A 23301-nucleotide genomic window follows, 5' to 3' on the forward strand; every position below is an offset into this window, starting at 1 on the left:
TTGCAAATCAATGATGACCATTCAGAAAAAATCATATTCAACGAACTTGCCGAGAATAAACTCCGATGCGGCCGGTTGAGGTGTACTCGTGAGCGTGGTGCGAGTGGCCGCGGCGACGTCTCAAATAATCAGATTGCGCATGAGATCTCATGTATTGGAGAAGATTGCTTCGATTTCTTCTGGAATCGAGGCGGGGAATCATGTGGCCGGCCTATTTAATAAAAATCGTTTACGGGTGGAAGGCGCTATGGGTGAGATGCGGAAGGGATTGGGAGTATTGAGATTGTTGGCACTCGGACTGCTGCTGTTCACGGTCCAGTTCGCGCATGCGCAGGCAACGGCGCAATCGACGCCATACGGCGTCATGTCGATCGTGATCAACGGAACCAGGTTATGCGTCGGAGTGAGCGGGGCATCCGTGGCGCCGCTTGCCAGCGTCAACGCTGGCGAATGCAACGACACGGCGAGCCAGCAGTGGTCGTTGGTCAAGAACGGCCAGCATTATCAGGTCGTTGCCAAGAACAGCCAGCAATGCCTGACGATTCGGGATGCATCAACAAGCCCGGGCGCACAACTCGTGCAGTACACATGCAACAACGGCTTGAACCAGCAGTGGGACGTCACGCCTTCCGGCGCAGGATACAAGCTCGTGTCCGTGCACGATGCGCTTTGCGCAAGCGCGGGTGGATCGTCGTCCGACGCATCGATGATTCAGGATCGCTGCAGCGACAGCGCATCGCAGACCTTGCACGTATCGGCGCCCCCTGAAGTAACCGGCTCACTGATCGGCATGAACAGCAATCTTTGCATCGATTCCGGCGATGCGGGTACGCAAGCGACCCAGAATGTCTGTGGCAATGCCGCGAGCCAGCAATGGCGAATCCGCCCCACCATCAACGGTTACAAGATCCGCTCGGCATCGAAGGATCTCTGCCTCGGCGTGCGACAAGGGTCGTCGAGCGAGGGCGCAGCGATCGAAAGTCAACGGTGCGATGGTGGTAACAGTCAACTTTGGGCGATACGCCCGGCCGGAGTCGTCAATGGGACGAACGGATATGCGAATGGTTATTGGCAATTCGTTTCCGCCGTCAGCGGGCACTGCATTGTCGTCCAGAATGCATCGACAGCCGCACAGGCAAACCTGGTTCAGTATCGGTGCGGCGGAGGTGCTGGGGCGAACACCGTGTGGCGCGTCAATCGAACGCTGCCGTCGTCTTGGGGCGGCACGATCCCGCTGCCGCTCGTGCCGACGGCTGCCGCGCACCTGCCGGACGGGAGAATCCTGATGTGGTCGGCGGATTTGCCGGACTATGCCGGTGGCAACGGCGGTGTCGACGGCAACACCGTTACAACGGTGTTCGATCCGATCGCGCAAAAGGCGTCCGACGCAGTGCTGACGAGCCTGGGCCACAACATGTTCTGCCCGGGCCTCAACCTGCTCCCCAGCGGGAAGGTATTCGTCAACGGCGGCGTTTCCAGCAGAAAGACCAGCATCTACGATCCGGTTGCCCATGCCTGGAATGCGTCCAGCTTGATGAACATTCCGCGCGGGTACGAGGCGAGCACGACGATGTCCGATGGCTCGGTCTTCACCCTAGGCGGTTCGTGGAATATCGCCACGCCCAACTTCCGGCTGGGCGACAAATATGGTGAGGTCTGGACACCCGGAGCCGGCTGGTCGATTCTGTCGAACGTCCCGGACATCATTGGCCCGGACCCTGCGGGAGCCTATCGCGGCGACAATCACATGTGGCTCGTGGCGGCGCAGAATCGCTGGGTCTTCTATGCAGGTCCGGACGCCACGATGCGCTGGATCGACACGAAGGGGGCGGGACAAGTCGTGTCCGCTGGCCTGCGCGGAGACGACGGATTCTCGATCAACGGCAATGCCGTGATGTACGACATCGGTAAGCTGCTGACGCTGGGCGGTGCGCCGGCGTACGACGGCGGCGTGGCGAAGGCGAACGCCTATGTGATAGACATTTCGGCCGGACCCGCGGTCGCCCCCGTCGTGCGCAAGGTTCAGCCGCTCGCGTACAGCCGGGGCTTCCTGAACAGTGTCGTGCTGCCGAACGGACAAGTCATCGCGATCGGCGGTCAGGCTGTTCCCGTGCCGTTCACGGACGATCAGTCGGTGCTCGTGCCGGAGCTTTGGGACCCGACGACCGAGGCGTTCACGCGTCTCGCGCCGATGAGTGTGCCCCGCAATTACCACAGCGAAGCGCTGCTGCTTCCCGACGGTCGCGTCATGTCGTCCGGCGGCGGGCTTTGCGGAAGCAGTTGCAGCACGAACCATCCCAACGTGCAGATTCTGACGCCGCCCTATCTGCTCAACGCGGATGGCACTAATGCGACCCGGCCGACGATCAAGACTTCGCCCGTGAGCGCGGCCTACGGATCGACGATTGCAGTCTCGACGGATATGCCGATTCGCAGCTTCGCGTTGGTGCGGATGTCGGCGGCTACGCACTCGATCAATACGGACCAGCGCCGTATTCCGCTCGTAGCGAAACTGGTTTCACGGGGCGGCGATTATTCCTATTCGCTCTCGATTCCGTCGGATTCAGGTATTGCGATACCCGGGAACTACATGCTGTTCGCGATGAACGCGAACGGCGTTCCGAGTGTCTCGAAGACTATTCAGATCGGCGCCTGATCGCAATGGAAAAGGGAGCGCGTGTGAAATCGGCGGCGAGCACGACTGAACCGGCTCGTCGTCGCATCGCGCGCGCGCTTCTTCTTGTCGCGCTGGCCTTTCAGGGCAACCTGGTTTTCGCGTCGCCGACTGCGGCAGTTGACGCAAGTGTCGCGCGAGGCGCTCGTCTCTTCGGCGGTGGCGACGCGATGCGCGGCCGACTTGAGGGCCACGCGGAATTACTCCCGTCGACCGCGAGCCGTTGCATCAACTGCCATGCGCAATCGACGCAAGCCGGCGTGTTTGCGCCGCGGCTCGACGCATCGACGCTGCTCGCGCCGCAGCGGCGGCGCGGCGGTCCGCCGTCCGCTTATTCGCGCGACACGTTCTGTGCGACGTTGCGCACGGGAATCGATCCGGCCTATGTGACGTTGAGGTCGGAAATGCCGCGCTTCGACGCAAGCGACGAGGAGTGCGCGGATCTCTGGAACTATCTGACAAGGGAAGTACGTTGAAATGAATGTGCCGTGCCCGTTGCGCCGCCGCTTTTTGCTTGCCAGCGCCGCTTACCTTTGCTTGCCCGCGTTTGCCGAGGAATCGCGCGAGATTCCCCACAATCCCTGGGGGCTGATCGAACCGCCCGATACCGTGCCGGACACCGCAGTATCGCTTGCGGACGGCACCAGGCGGCAGCTTCGCAACGTGCTGCGAGGAAAAGTGACGGCGATCCAGTTCGTTTTTACGGGCTGCAGTTCCACGTGTCCGCTTCAGGGCGCGATTTTCCGTGAGCTTCAGGCGCAGTTGGCGCAGTCGCCGATCGCTGACGCGCAGTTGCTGTCGATCAGCATCGACCCCGCCAACGATTCGCCGGTTGCGCTGGCCACCTGGCTGAGACGGTTCGACGCGAAGCCCGGGTGGTTGGCTGTCGTTCCGGAAAGCCGGGAAATCGATTCGCTCAAACGTCTTTACAGCGATCCGCGAAACACCTCGGACAGCCATGTCGACCAGGTATTCGTATCAAACCGGTCGATGGAGCTGATATGGAAAACCAGTCGGCTTCCGACACCCGCGTCGGTCTATGACGCGCTGCGATACTTTGCATCGCATTGAAATCCAGTCCGGTCATTGAACACGCAGATTTCACATACATTACATGACACGACTTCGAATTGCTCTGCTGGCCGTCGCGATTGCCGCGATCGCTGTTGCATCGACGTATTACATTACACACGACGAAGATAATTCGTCATCCGAACGGAGCTTCGAGATTCAGGAAGCGGGAAATCCGATGGAAGCGGCGCCGGTTACGAAAGTGGCGCCGCCAAGTCACGGTACACGAAGCGATTCGTTTCCCGCCGACGGACGGCAATCCATGCCGGAAGGCTGGAAGTAAGACGCTGCGCCGGTTCGGAAATATCGGCGTTGCCTCGCTTGATGTCTCTTTGCGCGGGCGCCATGAGACTGGATGGCATGAGCCGGAATGTAGCGATTCATGATGGCAGGAATACTGGAGAATTACTGATGTGCGATTCGAAAAAATGCGCGGCGGAAGTGGCGGGAGGGCGCCGTCGATCGTTTCTCCGCAAGACTAGCGGCGTGGCATTTGCGAGCTTGGTCGCAAGTGCGCTGCCCCATGGGTTTGCGGTCGCGGCAAGCGCGGAGGCATCGCCGCCAAAGCCGCAGAACGAGTTGTCGCCGGACGATTCGATCAGGCGCCTGATGGAAGGAAACGCGAGATATGTATCGGGCGTGACGCGTCGTCATGATTTTGCGTATGAACGGAAGGCGCTCAACGAAGGGCAAAATCCCTATGCGGCTATATTGGGGTGCGCCGATTCGCGCGTGGCGCCGGAATATGCGTTCGATAGCGGGCGCGGCGACCTGTTCGTGACGCGCGTTGCGGGAAATTTCGTCAACGACGACGTGCTTGGAAGTCTCGAGTATGCGGTTGCGGTACTGGAGGTGCCGGTGATAGTGGTCCTCGGACACGACAAATGCGGCGCGGTGGATGCCGCAATCAAGGCTGCAAAGCAGGCGGCGACTTTTCCGGGAAAGATTCAAGCGATCGCGGATGCGATCCTGCCGGCGGTGCAACAGGTCAAAACCGGAACCGAAAACCTGCTTGGGACGGTAATCGAGCAAAATGTTCGCCGTAATGTGGCGAATCTCCGCGCCGAGTCGGAGATCATTCGAAATGCAGAGAGAGCCGGTACGCTGAAAGTCGTTGGTGGTATATACCGGTTGGACAGCGGAAAGGTGGAGTTTCTCACTTGACCGGAAACGCACGTGGTGCGTGATGCTTGCCAGTTACACAAGACCGGATTAATTAAATTATGCGAAATTACAAAAAAAACAGCCCGCAAGCCGCTGCGAGAATCGTGGCCATGGTGTTGACCGCGGACGGCCACAATTGCAGTGCCGAAGATCAGATGCTCGAGCGGCTCGACGTTGCGCGTGAGCTCGGATTGACGCAGGGCGAGTTTCTCGCGGTGATCAGGACGTTTTGTGAGGACCGTAGCCTCGCGCCCTATCCGATGTCGATCGGTGGCGTGGATGCGGCGACGCGCGCAGCCATCGTCGGGGAAATTGATTCACCTTCGTTGCGCAGAAAGTTGCTGCGGATTTGCTCGGCGGTCGTGACGGCGGACGATCACTTGGCGGATGGAGAGATTGTCGTGCTTGCCGCGATCCTGAAGCAGTGGCATCTGGATGACGCCGGCGTTCATTGAATGCACCCCGACGGCTGACGTGGTTATCGTCGGGCGATGAAGGCGGGGCGAGCCGCCGCCACGATCGAAATTCGAGCGTGGCTGTTACGAATACGAGACGATATGGATCAAATCGAAGACGAGACCATGGGCGATGCGCACGATCGGATTCCTGCGGAGATCAGACGCATCCGGCAGTTCGATCCCGTGGCATTCGAGACGGCTGTCCGGGGCTTGCTTGAGGCGAGCGGCATCGAGATTGACAGCGGACACACGGGGCGTACCGCGCAACGCGTGCGCGAGCTTTGGCAGAGGCGCCTGCTTGACGGCTACGATGTCGATCCGGCGGAGGCGCTCGGTGCGGGCTTCGAGGATCCCCGCGAAGACATGGTGATCGTCCACAGCATCGCGGTGCATGGCGTTTGTCCTCATCATCTGCTGCCGTTTCGCGGAGTTGCCCATGTCGCGTATCTGCCGGGCGGCCGCCTGCATGGCTTCGGGCGTATCGCTCGAATGATCGATGCAATCAGCCATCGCTATACCTATCAGGAATGGATCACGAGCCAGATCCCGACGGCCCTCGTGACGCATGGACGAGCACGGGGTGCGGCGTGTCTGATCGAGGCGGAGCAGCTGTGTCTGCTGATGGGGGAGAATCGCCGCGGCGACGAGCGTGTCATCACGCAAAGCTACGCAGGCGAATTCGACAGTGACATCCAGGTACGTAACGAATTTCTACGGAGCATTGGTCGCTAAAGACCTGCGGGTGGTGAGTGACGGCGTTTCGCAGTGTGACTTGACTCGACATTGCATCATGCGCCGACCGGTGCAGGTCGGCCGAATGCAGTTCCGTGAGAAAAGTTCAGTTTTTCGTCGCGATGTGCATGCCTATACTCAGGGCGTTGCTGCATGCATGGAACCAGGGGGAATCTGCGTTCCGCCGCGTTCCCTCTCTGGGCCTGCGCGGCCCTGCCTGAGGCGGCGAAACTCGATGGATGCGTGCACGAATAATAATGTCGGCTTGACCGATTTATCGATAGGGGCAAGGGGAACGTGATGAAAAATAGAATCCTGACAACGTCTTCCATTTTTCTGTTTGTGATGTCGCTGGCCGGTTCAGCCTGCGCCGGAGACGGCAACCCGGTACCGGCCTCCCCGAATCCATATTTGAGCAAGAATTACGTCTCGATCATCGATGCGACCAGTCGGCAGAACATTCCGGTCTGGACGTCGCAGGCAATCCTGCAAGAGCGCATGAAAGGCGCGCTCGTCTCGACCGGGGATTCGACGGGAAACATGTTGAATATCGATTTCCCGTTACCTGACGGAGTATCCGGCAGGGGATACGATGCCATCCAGTGGCAGATAAATTTCCTGCGATTCGAACCGGATGCCTCTCTCCCCGAGACCCGATACGTCGCGGTCCAGGGAGTCGTGCGCGATCTGAACAGCGTGGCTCATACGTTTTACTTTGGCATCAACATGCCAAACATCAAGCAGAACTACAAAGGTGAGGCGAGAATCAGCCTGTTTGGCGGTGGCGGCGTGTCCAACTCGCCGACGTGCAATCCCGGTGCCGATGGCGGGGCAGGATTTTCGTGCTCGATTCCATATGTCTTCACTCAGGGACATACCTATGAATTGCTGGCATCCATCCAGCGCGTAGCCAATATGCCGGGCGGCTATGCCGTGACCGGGACGGTACGCGACGAGACGACAGGGGTGCTGACAGACCTTGGGAGTTTTGGCCTCACCGGTGTCGTTGCGTCCCTGGACGTGCCGATCATGTGGGCGGAAGGTACGGATAACGCACCATGCTCGCAGATCGGCAACTTTGCGGCTCGCGTATGGCCGTTGGCAATGTACGCGAATTCGGTCAAGACGACACTGAAGCCTCGCATCGAAAGCGTGAACTGCTCGAAGGTCCTGTACAAGACGTGGGCCGCCGACGATAGCACGACGATTACTTACGGCCCCTGGGTAACGCCGTAAGCCTTCCCGCCGAGCCTGTCACTGACCCTGCGTACGTCGCGTGCGCCGAATCGGCTCATCGCGGCATTGACCGGCTCGCGGCATTGACCGGCTTGTCGGTGCAGGGTGCGGTGTCAGCCGCTGTCCCCCGAAGTCGGCCGAGTCGCCGAAACAGCGGCCTGATGCCGGGTTTCGTCCTCAGTTTCGCTCCCGTTTAGGCGCGGCCGGGCGCGTGACGGACTCGCGTGCCAGCGCGAACATCGCGGCGGTCACGACGGGGTCGGCCGCCGGCCACCATTTCCCGTCGGCGCGGTGACGGCGATCGAGCGCGGCTTCACGTTCCAATTCGGATACGCGAGGTGCCGCGGAATCGCCGCCGCGTCTGCGGCGATGGGATTGCCGAGTGTCGGCGCCTTCTTCAGATCCTGTTCCCAACGTGTAGACATAAGGACAATTCGCTGGCAGCGAACGACAGATCTGAACGTCATTGGAAGCAACGAGGCGCTCCAGCGCGCTCCGCGCTCTGCCGCTGGTCAGGCCCAGTGCCTCGCAGATTTCTCTCTTGGTTCGCGGACGCCCGTCCGACATGAGTTGGATGAGGCATGACGCCAACTGCAACGTCTTGCGCATTTCTTGCCTTGTGCTCTGTAATTTCTCCATCGAATTCACTCATGGCATTCCGATTCGGATCGGACGACGCACGTATTGCGGCGGGAGGGATGAATCGCTTGTAGCTCCCGTTTCATACCCGGCGTAATCCGGGCTCCTCGGGCATCCGGCCAACAGGTTCGTGAAATTTTCAGCCTTCTTGCCCGCTGGACGGGCCGACCGGCAGCGGCCGACCCGACGTGACGCTCCGAGAGGTGGGGCGCCGATCGGCATCGTGAGCGATTTGCCCTCGGTACGATAGGCGCCGTTTCTCACGGCGTGCCGATTGACTAGCGGGTCGCGATCAGCAAGCCTGCTTGGCGATATTCGGATGCAGCGCGATAAATTGCGTCCAGTCCTTTCCGCTGATGAAGACGTTTGTGTCGTCGACCAGGTTCAGGAAATACGTGTCCTGATTTCTTTGCGAATCCCAGCAGTTCACCGATTTCGAAACGACATTCGCAGTCGCCAGTTCGTTCGCCAGCGTGAGGGAGGCGGTGTTGGCAGGGGGCGGATTCAGGCCGACGATATTGTTGGCGCGGTAGTAACTGCGTGTCCATTGTCCGCGATTGACGTCGATGTAGAGTCCGTAGACCGGATCCGTCGCGACGATGACATCCTCGCCAGTCGCAAGCTTGCCTCGATATGTCTGGTCAGGCTGCGAGACAAGCGTCGCATCGGGCTGGCCGCCTGCACCCAAGGTGACAGTCGTCTGCGCATTCTGTTGAGGATCGGCTACCGACACGCGCAGCGTGGACGGAAGGCCATTGGCTGGCGTATTTGTCGGGGCCTGACTGGATACCGCCCACTCGCTGACTACACGATACGGCCGGCTCGTCGATTGCCACGTCTGTGCGCTTACGCCTGCGGATACAGCCATCGAAACAGCGCACACTACCGCTGCACAAAATCCAAGCGATGAACCGGGGCGACGGGTGCGCGAATTCGATTTTCTGGAAGATTTCATGTCACGGATCCCTCTATGGTTGATGGAGTTTCAATTGTATTTGACTTGCTTTGTTTAAAAAATGAACAATTGTTAGGATGATTAATTAGTTTTAATGTGTTATGTTATTTTGCAGTGTTTAATTAAATCACTCGGGTTTGCAGTGAGAAAAGGCTGATCGATTCGATGCGGCATGGTTGAGGCATCCTGGAAAACTGGATGCGGTATTCGGGTTGACCTGAAACAGGTCAGCCGGGCAGCTTCGCGGCAAGCGTTGCGACCCGTGCCGGGTCCGCCTTCACTGCGAGCGCGAGCTTGCGGCCGTATTCCGGATCGGCCTTCTGAAAATATGACAGCATCGTATATTTCACCTGTTCGTCCCTTACCTGGCCGAGGTCACCCGCAAGGTTGCTTATCAGGTGTTGGCGCTGGTCGGGCGTCAGGGAGCGATAGAACGCGCCGGCCTGCGTGAAGTTCTGCGGCTTCGCGAGCGGCGCTTGCCGTGTGGCCCCCGACAACGGCAGTTCGCTGTACTTGTATCGGGCATCTGCCGAGATATCGCTGTGACCGCTCGGCTCATAATTGACGGAACCGCTTCGGGCGCCGCCGTTCATGGCGCCGTCCTGGGAGCCGTTGGTGACGGCCACGCGCGGTCGATTGACCGGAAGCTGGAGTGCGTTTGTGCCGACGCGATGCAATTGTGTGTCCGCGTAGGCGAACAGGCGCCCCTGAAGCAAACGATCTTCCGACGGCTCGATTCCGGGCACGAGATTCGACGGTGCGAACGCCGACTGCTCGGTTTCCTGGAATACATTCCCCGGATTGCGATTCAGCGTCATCGTTCCGACCTTGATTTCTGGTACATCCGGCCAGACTTTGGTTGCGTCGAGCGGATCGAAATCGAATGACGCGAGTTGTTCGGGAGACAGTACCTGCACATACAGATCCCACTTCGGGAACTGTCGAGTGGAGATGTGCTCGATCAGATCCCGCGTCATATGGTTAAAGTCTTTTCCCTGAATCGCGGTTGCCTGGTCGGCCGTCAGCGTCTTCTCGCCCTGCAGGCTTTTCCAGTGGAATTTGACGTAATGGACCTGTCGTTGCTCGTTGACGAACTTGTAGGCATGGACGCTATGGCCGTCGATTTCCCGGTAGCTGGCCGGCGTACCGTAATCGGAGTACACGCGCGTCAGCATATGTGTCGATTCGGGCTGGTGGGAAAAAAAGTCGAAGAAGCGGTTGGGATCCTGGATGTTCGTATCGGGCGCAGGTTTCAGGGAATGCACCATATCCGGAAACTTGATCGCGTCGCGAATGAAGAAGACGGGGAGATTGTTGCCGACCAGATCCCAGTTTCCGTCGGTGGTATAGAACTTGGTTGCGAAGCCGCGCGGGTCGCGCAACGTTTCGGGCGATGTCCCGCCATGGATAACGCTCGAGAAACGCACGAACACTGGCGTTTCCGTGCCCGGAACGAATACCTTGGCACGCGTCAGATCCGAGATGTCGCGAGTCGCGACGAACATTCCGTAGGCTCCTGTGCCGCGGGCATGGACGACGCGCTCCGGAATGCGTTCGCGATCGAAACGCTGAAGCTTCTGGATCAGATTCGTATCCTGCAACAATACTGGGCCATTGGAGCCAGCCGTCTGCGAATTCTGATTGTCGCCGATCGGTGCACCGTTGTCCCGCGTCATCGTCGAGGCGCCGGCAGTGTTCAACGCTCCAAGCAATGAAGTAAGGATTACATATCGAGCGGAATGTTTGAAATTCATCGTGATTTCTCTCTTTGTTTCATCAATGATGTGGAAGTGTCGGGTGCGTGCTCAAGTCGAACACGGTCGGATTTGTATCCCGAGACGGGGAGCGAGAATGTAGTCCTGGAAAGTTCACCTATGACGTTTTGATCCGATGCCATGGCGCGGTGCCCGCGTCGAAATCCGATTGGCGGACGGGGCGGGTGAATCGTCGAAGAAAAATTGATCAACCTCCTTGATGTCAATGAATATTGCTTCGTTATGGTTTACATAGAAATTCTAGATGGGATTGGGATGTTGAAAGAAATTGGATTTTCCAATCTTGTCGATAGGGAGGGGCGGGCGTGAGCGATGTTGAAACGGAGCGTGCCTTCACTCATGCCGGTGTGCATGGGATTGATGGGGCACCTGTTCAGGCAGGGGGGCCGCGCACCGGTTATCTCGCGGTGCCACATAACGGTTGGAAGCACCGCCGTCGAGCCAGGCGTGCGTGATTCGTCTGGATTTCTTGCGCGAGGCTCGGCGCGCGTTTCCCGGTGTCAATCGTAGGCGGGTTTTACTGGCGGCGTCTCGAGCCTCGCATCGGGTCGCTCGGCGTTCGCGTCGAACTCGCCTTCGGGCAGCAGGTCGCCCTCCCATTTCGCGACCACCGCGCTGGCGATCGAGTTACCTACGGCATTGGTCGCCGACCGCCCCATGTCAAGAAACGTGTCGATACCGAGAATCAGCAACAAGCCGGCTTCAGGAATATTGAATTGATGAAGCGTCGCCGCGATGACGACCAGGGACGCGCGCGGCACCCCGGCCATTCCCTTCGACGTCAGCATCAGTATCAGCAGCATTGTGACCTGCGTGCCAAGCGACAGGTGAACGCCGTATGCCTGTGCAATGAAGGGCGTCGCGAACGTGCAATACATCATCGAGCCGTCGAGATTGAATGAATACCCCATCGGCATCACGAAGCTGGAAATCCTGCGGCGCACACCGAACCGTTCGAGCGCGTCGAGGATCTTCGGATACGCAGCTTCGGAGCTCGCGGTCGCGAACGACAGCATGAATGCCTCCTTGATCAACGCTAGCAGCCTGAACACACGTGGCCCGAGAACCATTAGTCCCGCGCCGATCAGCACGATCCACAGAAGGAGCAGGCTGATGTAGAAGTCGCGCATGAATATCACGAACTGAAACAGGATCGGGACACCATTGACCGCCACGGTTGCGGCCATTGCCGCCATCACTGCAACCGGAGCCAGCTTCATCACGTAGCTCGTTAGCTTGAGCATCGCGTGTGACAATTGATCAATCGCGGCAACGAGTGTCCTGCCATTTTCCCCGAGCGCCGCGAGCGCGACACCGAAGAACATCGAAAAAACGACGATCTGCAGGATCTCGTTATTGGCCATTGCCTCCACGAACGATTTCGGAACCAGGTGACTGACGAAGTCTTTTAGTGTGAACTTGGATGTCGCGAGGTTTGCCGAGGAACCGATATCAGGCAGAGGTAAGCCGAGGTTCTCGCCGGGCCGGAGTACGTTTGCCATCAACAGTCCCAAGAGCAACGACACGAGTGATGCGACGAAAAACCACGTGAATGCCTTTGCAAAAACGCGCCCCACGGTGGAGGTATCTCCCATGTGCGCTATGCCGACCACGAGCGTGGAAAATACAAGCGGGCAGACTACCATCTTGATCAGGCGCAGGAAAATGTCCGAAACGAGCGAGATGTGCCCGGCAAGCGCCACTGCGGCCTGTCTGTCCGGTAGTTCCGAATGAATCACGTGGCCGGCGATGACGCCGATCATCATCGCGATCAAGATCCACATTGCTGCGGGAACTTTTTTGTGCATGTCGGAATTCTGTATACGGTGCGCAAACAGGAACGTCAGGTGTGGCAGATCCATATCGCGCCACGAGATCGCTCGACTTCATGGATGCCGACATCGATCGGTGGGCCGAATATAAGGGATCGACAACGCAAAAATCTGAACAATAATTAATTATCCTAACCAGAAGCAGGGCAATCGCATGAAGGGGCCTACAAGCCAAGGTGTTGAGCGCGATAGCTGTCGCTGGTGGCGGCCTTGAGCCGGCGGATTTTGAGGCCTGCCTTGGTTTGCGTGTCCTTGCGCAGCAGGTTCATCGTGATGCGGCGCAGAATTGCAAAGTTTTGCGCCGCATGTTCGACTCGCACCCTGCCTTGATCTTCGCCGAACGCTACGTCGAGCACCCAGTGCATCGAGTTCTCGATCCGCCAGTGTGAGCGCACGGCGTTGACCTGAGACGTTTCTTGTGGCCATTCGGCAAGTGAGTTCTCTTTTATCCTAGAGGCAAGGAGAACTCGATGAAGAAGCGATTTACCGACGAGCAGATCATCCGCATCTTGCGCGAGGCCGAGAGCCGGGATGAGCCGGTGAAGGATCTATGCAAGCGCCACAACATTTCGGAACGGACGTTCTATCGTTGGCGCAACAAGTTCGGCGGGATGGACGTGGCTGACGCGCGTTGGCTCAAGGAGTTGGAATCGGAGAACGATCGGCTCAAGCGCCTGATCGCCGAGCAGATGCTTGTCATCGACGGCCTGAAGGAGTTCAGCCGAAAAAAATGATCACCCCGACGGGCCGGCGCGAAGCGCTGGAAGTCCTGACTCGGCGGGGGCTCTCGCAACGCAAGGCATGTCGCTACCCGGGACTGAGCCGCCGAGTGGCGACCTATATGCTCAAGCAACCGGAGAAGGATCGGAGTTTGGGCGAGAGGCTGATGGCGGCCGCGCAAGAGGTGCCGCGCTTCGGCTATCGCCGGATGTCGGCCTGGCTGGCGTTGAGCGAATCGCGCGTGCGGCGAATGTGGCGAGCCCTGCGGCTCAACATTCCACGGCGGCGTCCTCGCCGACGTCGTTGCGGCAACGACATACGCCTGCCAGGCGCCACGCAGCCCAATTCGGTTTGGAGCTATGACTTTGTGCACGATCAACTGGTGGATGGCCGGGCGTTGAAGATGCTATGCGTGATCGATGAATACACCCGCGAGTGCCCGGCGATCGAGGTCGGCGCCAGCCTGCGGTCGCAGGACGTGATCTTGACGCTATCACGACTCATGCGGCTGTACGGCAAGCCCGCGTTTGTTCGGTCGGACAACGTTCTAAATGCAAGCGGAATGTGCAACGCAAGGTAAAACGGGGCCGCGCACACGGCGAGCGGCGATTCGGTTCAATGCTGACACCACGTGTTTGCCTTTCAAGCGTTGCCCGACTTCGATCACCAACGCCTCCTTCGTGAACACATCCACGATCGTCAAAGTGCGAAATTTCGAGCCATCAGCAAGCTGGTCAGCCACAAAATCCATACTCCAAGCGTCGTTTGGCCTGACGGGCACGATCTTCGCCACACGCGTCACCACCATCTTTCGTCGCTTCGGCAACTTCGAGCGCAACTGCAACTGCTCTTCGCAATACAGCCGATATGCCTGGTTCCGGCCTAACTGCCAGCCTTCCCGGCGCAACAGCACGTGGACGCGTCGATAGCCGTAGCGCACCCTCGTATGGGCAATCTCGCGCATCCGCGACCGAAGCTCCGGGCGGGGATCTTTGATGCTTCGGTAGTACTGAACGCTGCGCGGTTGCTTCACGAGTCGACAGGCCCGCCTCGTCGTCAATCCGTAGTGGCTCACCACATAATCCACCACGTCTCGCCTCAGCGCGGGCCGGGCCACTTTTTTGATGCAACGTCCTGCAAAATGGCCTTGTCCGGGCTCAGTTCGGCAACCAGCTTCTTGAGCCGCGCGTTCTCCTCCTGCGGTTGCTTGAGTTCGCGCCCCTGATCTGACTGCATTCCGGCATATTGCTTCTTCCACCGATAGAACGTCTGTTCCGAAATACCGACCTGCCGGATCACATCGGCCACTGGCATGCACAGCTCGGCTTGCTTCAGCACCGCCACAATCTGTTCGATCGAAAAGCGTTTCCGTTTCATGACAAACCACCTCCTGGCTCAGGGTCAAGTTTGCCTCAAAACTCACGCTCGGATCGGTCCAGGATTCCTAAAGCGGATCAAAACGGGGCCAGGCGACATGACGGGACCATCGTCGGACGACCGGGTCCAGGCAGATGGTTTAGCCGGCGCCATATTGGGCGCGGGCAGGACGCCGTCGACGCAGGGCCCGCTCCCAGGCCTTTTCATGGAAAAAGAACACCACGGCCTGAACTGTCGGCTCGAGCAGGCTCAGGGTCAACGATGCGACGAGATTGCCCGTGATGGCGAAGGCGACCATCGCCGCCACGCAGATGTGGATGACATAGTAGCTTCCGGTTTTCATCAATGCTGGCAAGTTCTGACGCGTGGCGGTATGAATTCGGTGCATGATACGCTCCCTCAAAGGTATTATGAAAATGCTAAGCTTTCGCATTTTCCGGCGCCAATTGATCGTTCCTAATTCAACCATAGTGAGGCGTCGAGGCGCGCGGCGATCGCCTCGGCATCTGCCGTATCGACGAGTCCTGCCCGTGTGTGAATCGAAGGTCGATCGGACAGAAATGTTGAGAAACCCCAGCGCCATCCCGCGTACCGTAAAGGGCATGTCGATCGATCGAGCGTGCATGCATGCATGCGTTGACCTGGCCGTCGTTATCGACCTGTTTAGCCGGCAGGTCGCGGGCTTGGTCGATGCAGCCGCATATGAAGGCCGAACTGGTCACGGATGCGTTGCGCATGGCATGGTCCCGACGCCGCGTGATTGTGCATAGCGACCGTGGCAGCCAGTATTGCAGCGGGTTCTTCCAGGACACGCTCAAGGCGTGCGGCATGCGTTCGTCGATGAGTCGACTCGGCGATTGTTGGGATAATGCGCCAACCGAAAGCCTATGGGGTTCGCTGAAGGTGGCGCGGCTGCACGGCCGGCACTTGGCGACGCGATGTGCGGCGATGGACGAAGTCATCGACTGGCTCGGCTTCTACAATACTCGTCGGCTCCATTCGACATTGAACCAAGTCAGCCCCATGGTGTTCGAGAAGAACTGGGCCGCCGCTCAGCAAGGGCAAGCGGCCTGATTGCCTCGGTTATGGGATTCGTGAAACAGGGGCAAGGCCAAACCTTAGTTCGGCTTGGAATTCAATATTTAGAGGAACGCTTTGCAAGCAGAAAATCAATGGAGATCAAACCGGGCCCCCAGGCTGCTATAGCTAAGGCCATTGCGACCCAGGTAAGATGAATTGGCCAACCGTCGGGTACAGTCAATTCGATGATACTTGTCATCAGAAGCAGGCCAATTGCTGAAAACCTTGTTCCGATTCCAAGCACAAGCATCACAGGAAATAGAACTTCACCGCATCCCGACAAGAATGCAAAGATGGCAGGATCAGGGAAATGATAGGGGCCGCCCGGGAGATGTAGCCGGAATTCATCCGTGAACAGTTCAATTGCTGTTTCATTTAGCTGGAGGAATCCATGCCACTTAAGCATTCCGGACTTCCAGAAAGGTACAGCGAGCGCCACACGCAGCGCGAGTGGCGCAAGCCACGATTGTGTGAGCTTCTCGATCTGTCGCATGGCCCTGTAAGTTGGCGTTTCGGTTGCATCAGTCGAACGCAAGCTGGCACTTTGATGATCCGACATTTCGTTAGTCTCCGTGGCGAACGGCGGTAAAGACGCCGGCTGTGATCATTCCGGTCAAGTTGGCCGGAAGATCAAATGAAGAGTTTTCTTTGAACGTGGTGGTGACCGCCTCCCCGAGCGATACGCCTTCAATAAGACATGTCAGGAAAGTGGTTGCGCCGGCTGGAAGACGCGACACGATAACTTCATGTTGCGGTCGAGTGATAAGGGCGTCCTCTGGCTCGCTCGAACTGAGCGGAGTGACCGGTTCGTCAGCTTTATTCATCGCAAATATTGCGACAGCCGGGTAGTTCGACCTGATGACCCGGGCTGCAGGATGAGGGATGAAACGAATCTTCATCAGGGACGCCGCGTCGATACCAGTGAGTGTTGCAGCCGAGAGCGCCGGAGTGTCAGCTGCATGGTATGCATCCAACCACGCTCGTTCAATTCGAGCCGTATCTGCCAACCATGGCATTGGTCGCGCGAACTCGTAGGATTCGATGAAAGTTGGGAAGTCCCGTCCATACTCAAACAGCAAAGGAGAGGACGGTGGCGTCTCGCGCACGTAAAAACGTGCCATGGCCCGAAAGAACTCGACGCCAGTGATACGTTGGACGGCGGGGTAGATGGCCGCGAGTGCATCAATCAGACTAACGGTGACGTTATTGCGGTAAACGTTATAACGGTTTCCGGTTGCTTTTCCTGAGCCTGCGGTCACGTCGTCTGCAGCAGCGATCATGGGATTGATCAAACCCCGAACAAAAGCCGATGCATAATCGTCCACACGGTTCTCAGATCTCATGCTGAGAGTCCTCGAGAGCGATCGTGACACTGTCGATCATGATCTGTCGGGCCGTCAGAGACTGTTTGCGCAACACTGGCCAGTCAGGTAATTTGCTGTCCCACTCGACTAGCGTCGGCGTCGGGCCGACACGTGAAATTACGGCTCTGTAAAGCTCCCAGACGGTATCCGATACGGAGCAGTCGTGGCTGTCGATGAGCAGCGGCTCGTTTTCGTCGTCGCGCTGTTCGGTATGTCCAGCAAGATGAATTTCACGAACATGTTCGAGCGGGAAGTCTGCGAGGTAATCAGTAGCAAGGTATCCATGATTCGTCGCGGAAACGAAAACGTTATTGACGTCGAGCAGCAGGCCACAACCCGTGCGCTGCACGACTTCACGAATGAAATCTGTCTCGCTCATCGTAGAAGACGCAAAGGCGACGTAAGTTGATGGGTTTTCGATCAGGATGCGACGCCGTGTTGCTTCCTGAAACTGGTGGATGTGCTCGCATACCGTGTTGAGCGTGCCTTTCGTGTATGGCAATGGCAGCAGATCGTTATAGAACCTGTTTCCGTGGGATGACCACGCTAGGTGCTCGGAAACCAGTGCAGGTTCGTATCGTGTCACTAATGCCCTGAATCGCTCGAGATGGTTCGCGTCAAGAGGGTCCGGGCCACCAATTGACATGCAAACGCCGTGAATCGAAATGGGATAGTTTTCGCGAAGAGCTGTCAGCATCCGATGCGGAGGCCCACCCGCGCCCATATAGTTCTCGGCGTGAACCTCAAAGAACCCATCAAGCGGTCCATCGGCGAGGATAGTGCTCAGATGTTCATGCTTGAAGCTGGTCCCGGCAAGCAATCTTGTGGACACGGCCAAACCATTGGGACGGCCAATCAAACTAACCTCCGATGCTCCGATGGAATCGCTCATGGCCGCCCCTTACCTTTCGTCTTGGATTCGATCAGGACTTGATCGGGGTGAGGGAACCGTGGCCACCGCCCGGCACCTGGATGCTTGCGCACGTGCCACCCTGGACGAACTTCCACGAGTTGCCCTGGAAATCTACCGTCGAGGTGCCCTGACACGTTGTCCCGGGACCGGCCGCGCAGTCATTTTGCCCTTTGAGCGCTACACCGTAACACTTCTCCTTATGCGCCGAGATTGCTACGTTCGCTTCGTCTGCCGTAAGCGGCGCCGCATGAGCAACTGACACCAGCAGGGTTGCAACAGCGCCAGCGAGGAGGGCGGGGCTGACAGAAGTCTTTACCGACATTTGCTTTCTCCAACAGGTTGGGTGGATGGTATCCGTCTTGGATACGCAGGTTAGTTCGGTGTGTTCGGTTGCCAGGTTACAGGGAGGCATTTTCGTTCCCTGTAACCAGTTTCGATCCCCCGACGAATACCTATGTGCGTGCGCGTTCTTGGCAGGGTGGTCCTCGCGTGACGCGGTTATAACCCAAAGAAAAGGTGAAGAATGAAAACTCGGCTTGCATTGGTCGCAACGGCTTTGATCTTTCTCGCGGCATGCGGAGATGGTTCGGATAACATAAAAAGTCCAGTAGCGCAACTCTTTGCGCAGACTAACGATAGGGTGAACGCAGTAGTCCACTTTACGCGTAACCCGGATGGCACATTGGTCCCAAAGGGCAATGTGTTGACTGGAGGGAGCGGTACGAATGGTGTCAACTACTTCATGGGCAACATCGTGGCCCCTGACGCTTTGACGAGCAATAACAGTGTCATCGTGTCTTCAGATGGCGCGCGCCTTTTTGTGGCGAACGCAGGTGACAATACTGTTAGTACTTTCTCGATCGGGGCGGCGGGAGATCTAACGTTGCTTGCTGTATCGCCGACAGGTGGGACGCGTCCTACATCGCTCGCATTCGCGAACGGTGTTCTCTATGTCACTCATCAACAGGGTGTGCAGCAGCTTGGTGCATATCGGGTCGGACAGGACGGCAAACTTGCCCAGATCGGTCAATACACGGTCGCGGTTCGGGACGCGCTACCAACCCAGGTAACCGTGAGTCCCGACGGCAAGTTCGTGGTTGTTAACGGTTTTCTCAAGACTGTCACCCCGGTGCAGCCACTGAATATGTTGATCTCCTATCCGATCAGTGCGGATGGCTCACTTGGAGCGCCGGTAACGAGCACATCCGTGGGCGTCGGTCCGTTTGGTGGACGATTCGGCTCCGGCGCGTTGGCATCTGTTTTCGTGGTAACGGAGGCGGCCGGTGATACGGCAAGCTCCTATTCATTGTCCTCGACCGGGGCTTTTTCTGTGCTCAGCGGACCGGTGACCGTTACCGAGCAGAAAGCACCGTGTTGGTTGGCGATTACCCCTGACAATCGCTTTGTCTATGTTGGAAACGGGAGTGGTAGCGTCTCATTGTTTGCGCTAGACAGTTCAGGAAAGTTGTCTCTTGTGAATGCCTCCGCGGCTACCGAGCCGGCGGTTTCCGGGCAGAACTCCGCCTTCGCTAACGATTCCTGGATCAGTCCGGATGGAAAATTCCTGTATCAGGATTATGCCGGCGACGATAAGATCGTCGCTTACTCTATCGGTAGTAATGGGGCGCTGACAAAGTTGGGTGAGCAACCCGCGAACACGCAATCCAAAATCAGCCTTCAAGGTCTGGCTGGGATTTGAGGAAACACGCTTTATTTTGACACCTTGCCGACCATTGTGACTGTGGTGTTGAGCAGGATGTTTAAGTCGAGTGAAGGCTCAGTGGTCGCAATTTCATCAAAAGCCATTGAGCCTATAATTTTAATGGCGAGATATAAAAACATTTAGTTTTTTGAAAAATGAATAATTTTATTTGTGATTGCAATGTGCCGTTTTTGTGGTGATGTAGTGATCTAATGAATCCGGACTCTGATTTAGAGCGGCTAACACAACCTGGACATGATGCTGCGGCGCCGTATCGTCTACGGCATGGCAAGACGCAAAATCAATAACGGATTATGGGCGGCGCTGGGGCCGCTGATTCCGGAGTTCACGCCATCGCCCAGGGGTGGGCGGCGGCGCACAGTCGATGATCGCGCAGCGCTGAACGGTATTTTGTATGTATTGCAGACGGGCATTCCGTGGGATGACCTTCCGCAGGAGTTGGGCTTCGGCAGTGGCATGACATGCTGGCGACGTCTGCGAGACTGCCAAGCGGCCGGCGTATGGCATCGACTGCATTTGGCGATGCTGCGTCGACTGCAAGAGCACGACCAGATCGATTGGGAGCGTGCGAGCCTAGATGGAGTCAGCGTCTCCAGCCCCCGGGGGGCCGAAACCGGCCCCAACCAGACGGACCGAGGCAAGCTCGGATCGAAGCGACACATCGTTGTAGATGCACGCGACATCCCGCTGGCTGTCACGATCACGGGAGCCAATCGGCACGATTCGATGGCATTCGAGCCCACGCTTGATGCTATTCCGGCGGTACCGGGTCTTGACGGCCAGCCCCGCAAACGTCCGAGCAAGTTGCACGCGGACAAGGGCTATGACTTTGCTCGCTGCCGGCGTTATCTGAGACAGCGAGGTATCAAAGCCCGTATTGCCCGCCGTGGTATCGAAAGCAGTGAGCGGCTCGGGCGTCATCGTTGGGTCGTCGAGCGCACACATGCCTGGTTTGCTGGTTTCGGCAAGCTCCGGATTCGCTTCGAGCGCCGCCTCGATATTCATGCCGCTTTGCTCGCTCTGGCTGCCGCCGTCATCTGCTCTAGATTCGTGGATGACTTGTGTTAGCGACTCTTAGGCGAGAATGCTCGCCATGAAGAGGTGTCTGATGACCAAGCAACGTCGTACGTTTTCTCCGAAGTTCAAGCAGCAAGCCGCCTGTCTGGTGCTCGACCAGGGCTATAGCTATGTCGAGGCGAGTCGTTCGGTCGGCGTTGGCGAATCCGTGCTGCGCCGCTGGGGGCATCAGCTTCAGATGGAGCGCCAACGTGTCGCCCAGGACAAGCCGCAGCGCGGCCGCGTGAGTGACGATGCACTGCTGGCGCACATCAAGGCGATTCACACGGAAGTGAAAGGCGAATACGGCTGGCCGCGCATGTGGAAAGAACTGGTTGCGCGCGGCGTACGCGTGGGTAAGGAGCGCGTTCGCAAGCTGATGGTGCAGCACGGCGTGCGTGCCCGGCACAAGCGCAAGCACATCGCGACGACGAACTCGAATCATGGTCTGCCGGTCGCGCCGAATCAGGTCTGGACGAGCGACATCACTTACTTGGCGACGGCTGAACCGCTCAGCAAGGGCAAGCGGCCTGATTGCTACGGTTATGGGAGTCGTGAAACAGAGGCAAGGTCACCGGCGGCTCGGCAAACACAGCCGAGAATAGTTACCCCTCGACACTAGAATCGGGGTACTTCCTCGCTGTTGACACATATGGGGCCGTTATGGCGATGAGGCGACGGACCGTTGCGACTCGCGGTCTGTAACCGGCAGCCGCGCAAATCCGAACTAAGACGGTACAGTTTACGAGTGACGTCGATGAGCCACGACCGCGCTATAATCGCGCACCATAACTTCGGTTATTCTGAAACGATCACTCCGCGCCTGGGCGTTCCGCACGCTTCTGTGGCGGCAAGCAACGTGGGTGGGATATCGGTTCGACGTCCTACTAATAAAGGAATCATGTTGCAAGATGCGGAAATCCGCCTGAAAGCGCTATTCGACAGCGGTCTCGATGGCGATCCGGATGCTTATCGCAGCTTCCTGAAGGCACTCACGCGGCATCTGCGTGGATTTCTACGTAAGCGCATCCCGCAGTATCAAAATGACGTCGAAGACCTCGTCCAGGAAATTTTGCTCGCTGTGCATAATGCGCGTCACACTTATCGCCCGGACGAACCGTTGACTGCTTGGTTGCACGCGATTGCTCGCTACAAGCTGATGGATTTTTTCCGCTCACGTGCACGCCGCGAATCGTTGAATGATCCGCTCGACGACCATGCCGACCTGCTCGCGGACACCGATGACGAATCTGCGCATGCACGTCATGATATCGGCAAGCTGCTCGCGCATCTGCCGGACAAGCAACGGCTGCCTATCGTCCATATGAAGCTTGAAGGTCTGTCGGTGACGGAGACGGCACGCATCACCGGCCTCTCGGAATCAGCCGTCAAAGTCGGCGTGCATCGCGGTCTCAAGGCGCTTGCTGCGCTAATCAAAGGCCTGCGATGAAAACTGACGACCTCATTAGCCTTCTCTCGACTCAGGTGACTCGTGTCGAGAGGGGCGCCCTAATGCGCTGTTTCGTCACACGGCTTCTGCTTGGCGCGTCGGGCTCGATTGTTTTGATGAGTCTGATATTCGGCGTACGGCCCGATTTGGGCAGCGTCGTTCAGACAATCATCTTCTGGGCAAAACTTGCCTATCCTCTTGCGATCTCTGTGGGTGCAATACTCGCGGTATTGCGGCTCGGCCGTCCGGGCGCACGAGCCGGTTATTCATGGGCGCTCATCGCACTGCCGTTCGTGGCGGTGTGGACTGCAGGTCTGCTCGCATTCGACGGCGCGGCACCTGCCGAATGTTGGTCTCTTGTGCTGGGTCAAACGTGGCGCACATGCCCGTTCAATATTCTCCTGCTTTCCGTGCCGACATTTCCCGCCGTGTTCTGGGCGGTCAGAGAGCTCGCGCCGACGCAACTGAGGGTCGCGGGTGCCGTCGCAGGCTTGCTCGCGAGCTCGATCGCTACACTTGTGTACTGCCTGCACTGTCCCGAGATGAGTCCCGCATTCTGGGGCGTTTGGTACGCAATCGGGATGTTGATTACCGCAGGCATCGGTGCGTGCGTGGGACAAAGGCTGTTGCGCTGGTAGGTGGTCACGTCAGTGAGGATGATTGGAGCTGTTCGTTGCCGCCTCGTTATGTCATGCGCGGATCGGTGAAGTGTGCGATTCGCAGACATCATTTCACTTTTTTGAAGGCCGTTTCTTTGGCGCGTCGGAACCCGTGGCGCCCGTAGGGAACACGGGTTTCGACGCGCGCCGATGATGTTCGCCGAGGATTTTGTCGACCCGCCATTCGCGGTGAGCCGAATGCGCTCCTTCCGCTCGTCGTACACACTTTCCACCGCTTCCGCGAGAGCTGTGATTTCACCCAGCTCCGCAATGCGGTCACCCGGAGTCTTTTCGCCGAGTGAGCCGTGTGGCCGACGCCAGTTGTAGTCGAACTGCCACTCTTCGATTCGCAAGTCGATTGCCCGCTCTGTCGGGGCATGGTGGAACCAGAACTCGTTCAGGTCAGTAAGAGACGGTTTCATA

Annotated in this window: 21 protein-coding genes and 6 pseudogenes; 15 read left to right on the plus strand and 12 right to left on the minus strand. The window is 58.0% G+C overall.

Annotated features, from left to right (window positions below; translation table 11 throughout):
- The first annotated feature begins 247 nt into the window (after positions 1 to 247).
- The 8 genes from ACV22V_RS30345 to ACV22V_RS30380 all read left to right on the plus strand — a co-directional run bounded on the left by ACV22V_RS30345 (position 248) and on the right by ACV22V_RS30380 (position 7335).
- Positions 248 to 2656 carry an RICIN domain-containing protein gene (locus ACV22V_RS30345; protein WP_448016422.1) on the plus strand — a complete coding sequence of 803 codons (2409 nt, stop codon included), beginning with the start codon at positions 248 to 250 and terminating at the stop codon, positions 2654 to 2656.
- A 5-nt stretch (positions 2657 to 2661) separates the two neighbouring features.
- A complete protein-coding gene (locus tag ACV22V_RS30350; RefSeq protein ID WP_448016404.1) occupies positions 2662 to 3150 on the plus strand; it encodes a hypothetical protein in 489 nt (162 codons plus the stop codon).
- Between the two features lie 34 nt (positions 3151 to 3184).
- Positions 3185 to 3745: an SCO family protein gene (locus ACV22V_RS30355; RefSeq protein WP_448016423.1), complete on the plus strand. Its 561-nt coding sequence runs from the start codon at positions 3185 to 3187 to the stop codon at positions 3743 to 3745.
- A gap of 43 nt (positions 3746 to 3788) precedes the next feature.
- A complete protein-coding gene (locus tag ACV22V_RS30360; protein ID WP_448016405.1) occupies positions 3789 to 4028 on the plus strand; it encodes a hypothetical protein in 240 nt (79 codons plus the stop codon).
- 128 nt (positions 4029 to 4156) lie between these two features.
- The gene (locus tag ACV22V_RS30365) at positions 4157 to 4909 is read left to right on the plus strand and encodes a carbonic anhydrase (RefSeq protein WP_448016407.1); all 753 of its coding nucleotides are present in this window, start codon (positions 4157 to 4159) and stop codon (positions 4907 to 4909) included.
- A 59-nt stretch (positions 4910 to 4968) separates the two neighbouring features.
- Positions 4969 to 5364 carry a TerB family tellurite resistance protein gene (locus ACV22V_RS30370; protein WP_448016408.1) on the plus strand — a complete coding sequence of 132 codons (396 nt, stop codon included), beginning with the start codon at positions 4969 to 4971 and terminating at the stop codon, positions 5362 to 5364.
- A gap of 126 nt (positions 5365 to 5490) precedes the next feature.
- Entirely contained in the window at positions 5491 to 6099 is a 609-nt protein-coding gene (gene folE / locus ACV22V_RS30375; protein ID WP_448016424.1) for a GTP cyclohydrolase I FolE, read from the plus strand.
- A gap of 300 nt (positions 6100 to 6399) precedes the next feature.
- Positions 6400 to 7335, plus strand: a complete 936-nt coding sequence (locus ACV22V_RS30380; RefSeq protein ID WP_448016409.1) for a hypothetical protein — start codon at positions 6400 to 6402, stop codon at positions 7333 to 7335.
- Positions 7336 to 7512: 177 nt separating this feature from the next.
- Here ACV22V_RS30380 and ACV22V_RS30385 read toward each other — a convergent pair whose 3' ends face one another.
- From ACV22V_RS30385 to ACV22V_RS30405, 5 genes and pseudogenes are all read right to left on the minus strand, one after another.
- Positions 7513 to 7974: a hypothetical protein gene (locus ACV22V_RS30385; RefSeq protein WP_448016410.1), complete on the minus strand. Its 462-nt coding sequence runs from the start codon at positions 7972 to 7974 to the stop codon at positions 7513 to 7515.
- A 292-nt stretch (positions 7975 to 8266) separates the two neighbouring features.
- The gene (locus tag ACV22V_RS30390; protein WP_448016411.1) at positions 8267 to 8929 is read right to left on the minus strand and encodes a hypothetical protein; all 663 of its coding nucleotides are present in this window, start codon (positions 8927 to 8929) and stop codon (positions 8267 to 8269) included.
- A 227-nt stretch (positions 8930 to 9156) separates the two neighbouring features.
- Positions 9157 to 10683: a catalase gene (locus ACV22V_RS30395; RefSeq protein ID WP_448016412.1), complete on the minus strand. Its 1527-nt coding sequence runs from the start codon at positions 10681 to 10683 to the stop codon at positions 9157 to 9159.
- A 521-nt stretch (positions 10684 to 11204) separates the two neighbouring features.
- Positions 11205 to 12512, minus strand: a complete 1308-nt coding sequence (locus ACV22V_RS30400) for a dicarboxylate/amino acid:cation symporter (RefSeq protein ID WP_448016425.1) — start codon at positions 12510 to 12512, stop codon at positions 11205 to 11207.
- A gap of 188 nt (positions 12513 to 12700) precedes the next feature.
- A pseudogene (locus ACV22V_RS30405) lies at positions 12701 to 12934 on the minus strand (ISAs1 family transposase); the annotation flags it as partial.
- Positions 12935 to 13006: 72 nt separating this feature from the next.
- Between ACV22V_RS30405 and ACV22V_RS30410 the strand changes: the two are divergent.
- Positions 13007 to 13800: pseudogene (locus ACV22V_RS30410) on the plus strand (transposase); the annotation flags it as partial.
- Between the two features lie 51 nt (positions 13801 to 13851).
- Here ACV22V_RS30410 and ACV22V_RS30415 read toward each other — a convergent pair.
- Together ACV22V_RS30415 and ACV22V_RS30420 are read right to left on the minus strand one after the other, a co-directional pair.
- Positions 13852 to 14633: pseudogene (locus ACV22V_RS30415) on the minus strand (IS3 family transposase); the annotation flags it as partial.
- Positions 14634 to 14772: 139 nt separating this feature from the next.
- The gene (locus ACV22V_RS30420) at positions 14773 to 15021 is read right to left on the minus strand and encodes a DUF2061 domain-containing protein (protein WP_448016413.1); all 249 of its coding nucleotides are present in this window, start codon (positions 15019 to 15021) and stop codon (positions 14773 to 14775) included.
- A gap of 253 nt (positions 15022 to 15274) precedes the next feature.
- Between ACV22V_RS30420 and ACV22V_RS30425 the strand changes: the two are divergent.
- A pseudogene (locus ACV22V_RS30425) lies at positions 15275 to 15707 on the plus strand (IS3 family transposase); the annotation flags it as partial.
- 61 nt (positions 15708 to 15768) lie between these two features.
- Here ACV22V_RS30425 and ACV22V_RS30430 read toward each other — a convergent pair.
- The 4 genes from ACV22V_RS30430 to ACV22V_RS30445 are packed head-to-tail and all read right to left on the minus strand — an operon-like array spanning position 15769 to position 18312.
- Positions 15769 to 16272 carry a DoxX family protein gene (locus tag ACV22V_RS30430; protein ID WP_448016415.1) on the minus strand — a complete coding sequence of 168 codons (504 nt, stop codon included), beginning with the start codon at positions 16270 to 16272 and terminating at the stop codon, positions 15769 to 15771.
- A 4-nt stretch (positions 16273 to 16276) separates the two neighbouring features.
- The gene (locus ACV22V_RS30435; RefSeq protein ID WP_448016416.1) at positions 16277 to 17056 is read right to left on the minus strand and encodes an HvfC/BufC family peptide modification chaperone; all 780 of its coding nucleotides are present in this window, start codon (positions 17054 to 17056) and stop codon (positions 16277 to 16279) included.
- Complete coding sequence (bufB, locus tag ACV22V_RS30440; RefSeq protein WP_448016417.1) at positions 17046 to 17969, minus strand: MNIO family bufferin maturase; 924 nt, start codon at positions 17967 to 17969, stop codon at positions 17046 to 17048. Before bufB ends, ACV22V_RS30435 begins: the two co-directional genes overlap by 11 nt.
- A gap of 31 nt (positions 17970 to 18000) precedes the next feature.
- A complete protein-coding gene (locus ACV22V_RS30445; protein WP_448016418.1) occupies positions 18001 to 18312 on the minus strand; it encodes a BufA1 family periplasmic bufferin-type metallophore in 312 nt (103 codons plus the stop codon).
- A 420-nt stretch (positions 18313 to 18732) separates the two neighbouring features.
- Here ACV22V_RS30445 and ACV22V_RS30450 point away from each other — a divergent pair, with 420 nt between their 5' ends.
- From ACV22V_RS30450 to ACV22V_RS30470, 5 genes and pseudogenes are all read left to right on the plus strand, one after another.
- Complete coding sequence (locus ACV22V_RS30450) at positions 18733 to 19689, plus strand: lactonase family protein (RefSeq protein ID WP_448016419.1); 957 nt, start codon at positions 18733 to 18735, stop codon at positions 19687 to 19689.
- Between the two features lie 288 nt (positions 19690 to 19977).
- Positions 19978 to 20781: an IS5 family transposase gene (locus ACV22V_RS30455; protein WP_448016426.1), complete on the plus strand. Its 804-nt coding sequence runs from the start codon at positions 19978 to 19980 to the stop codon at positions 20779 to 20781.
- Positions 20782 to 20821: 40 nt separating this feature from the next.
- Positions 20822 to 21277 (plus strand): annotated as a pseudogene (locus tag ACV22V_RS30460) (IS3 family transposase); the annotation flags it as partial.
- A 396-nt stretch (positions 21278 to 21673) separates the two neighbouring features.
- Positions 21674 to 22219, plus strand: a complete 546-nt coding sequence (locus ACV22V_RS30465; protein WP_448016427.1) for a sigma-70 family RNA polymerase sigma factor — start codon at positions 21674 to 21676, stop codon at positions 22217 to 22219.
- The gene (locus ACV22V_RS30470) at positions 22216 to 22857 is read left to right on the plus strand and encodes a DUF1109 domain-containing protein (protein WP_448016420.1); all 642 of its coding nucleotides are present in this window, start codon (positions 22216 to 22218) and stop codon (positions 22855 to 22857) included. Before ACV22V_RS30465 ends, ACV22V_RS30470 begins: the two co-directional genes overlap by 4 nt.
- Positions 22858 to 22950: 93 nt before the next feature.
- On the opposite strand, the pseudogene ACV22V_RS30475 reads toward ACV22V_RS30470, so the two are convergent.
- Positions 22951 to 23301: pseudogene (locus ACV22V_RS30475) on the minus strand (integrase core domain-containing protein); the annotation flags it as partial.

The sequence above is a fragment of the Burkholderia sp. AW33-5 genome (assembly GCF_053427615.1).

Coding starts and splice junctions, on each gene's coding strand:
- ACV22V_RS30345 (WP_448016422.1), top strand. CDS start 248: ATGGGTGAGATGCGGAAGGGATTGGGAGTATTGAGATTGTTGGCACTC.
- ACV22V_RS30350 (WP_448016404.1), top strand. CDS start 2,662: ATGGAAAAGGGAGCGCGTGTGAAATCGGCGGCGAGCACGACTGAACCG.
- ACV22V_RS30360 (WP_448016405.1), top strand. CDS start 3,789: ATGACACGACTTCGAATTGCTCTGCTGGCCGTCGCGATTGCCGCGATC.
- ACV22V_RS30365 (WP_448016407.1), top strand. CDS start 4,157: ATGTGCGATTCGAAAAAATGCGCGGCGGAAGTGGCGGGAGGGCGCCGT.
- ACV22V_RS30370 (WP_448016408.1), top strand. CDS start 4,969: ATGCGAAATTACAAAAAAAACAGCCCGCAAGCCGCTGCGAGAATCGTG.
- folE (WP_448016424.1), top strand. CDS start 5,491: ATGGGCGATGCGCACGATCGGATTCCTGCGGAGATCAGACGCATCCGG.
- ACV22V_RS30380 (WP_448016409.1), top strand. CDS start 6,400: ATGAAAAATAGAATCCTGACAACGTCTTCCATTTTTCTGTTTGTGATG.
- ACV22V_RS30385 (WP_448016410.1), bottom strand. CDS start 7,974: ATGGAGAAATTACAGAGCACAAGGCAAGAAATGCGCAAGACGTTGCAG.
- ACV22V_RS30390 (WP_448016411.1), bottom strand. CDS start 8,929: ATGAAATCTTCCAGAAAATCGAATTCGCGCACCCGTCGCCCCGGTTCA.
- ACV22V_RS30395 (WP_448016412.1), bottom strand. CDS start 10,683: ATGAATTTCAAACATTCCGCTCGATATGTAATCCTTACTTCATTGCTT.
- ACV22V_RS30400 (WP_448016425.1), bottom strand. CDS start 12,512: ATGCACAAAAAAGTTCCCGCAGCAATGTGGATCTTGATCGCGATGATG.
- ACV22V_RS30420 (WP_448016413.1), bottom strand. CDS start 15,021: ATGCACCGAATTCATACCGCCACGCGTCAGAACTTGCCAGCATTGATG.
- ACV22V_RS30430 (WP_448016415.1), bottom strand. CDS start 16,272: ATGTCGGATCATCAAAGTGCCAGCTTGCGTTCGACTGATGCAACCGAA.
- ACV22V_RS30435 (WP_448016416.1), bottom strand. CDS start 17,056: ATGAGATCTGAGAACCGTGTGGACGATTATGCATCGGCTTTTGTTCGG.
- bufB (WP_448016417.1), bottom strand. CDS start 17,969: ATGAGCGATTCCATCGGAGCATCGGAGGTTAGTTTGATTGGCCGTCCC.
- ACV22V_RS30445 (WP_448016418.1), bottom strand. CDS start 18,312: ATGTCGGTAAAGACTTCTGTCAGCCCCGCCCTCCTCGCTGGCGCTGTT.
- ACV22V_RS30450 (WP_448016419.1), top strand. CDS start 18,733: ATGGGCAACATCGTGGCCCCTGACGCTTTGACGAGCAATAACAGTGTC.
- ACV22V_RS30455 (WP_448016426.1), top strand. CDS start 19,978: ATGGCAAGACGCAAAATCAATAACGGATTATGGGCGGCGCTGGGGCCG.
- ACV22V_RS30470 (WP_448016420.1), top strand. CDS start 22,216: ATGAAAACTGACGACCTCATTAGCCTTCTCTCGACTCAGGTGACTCGT.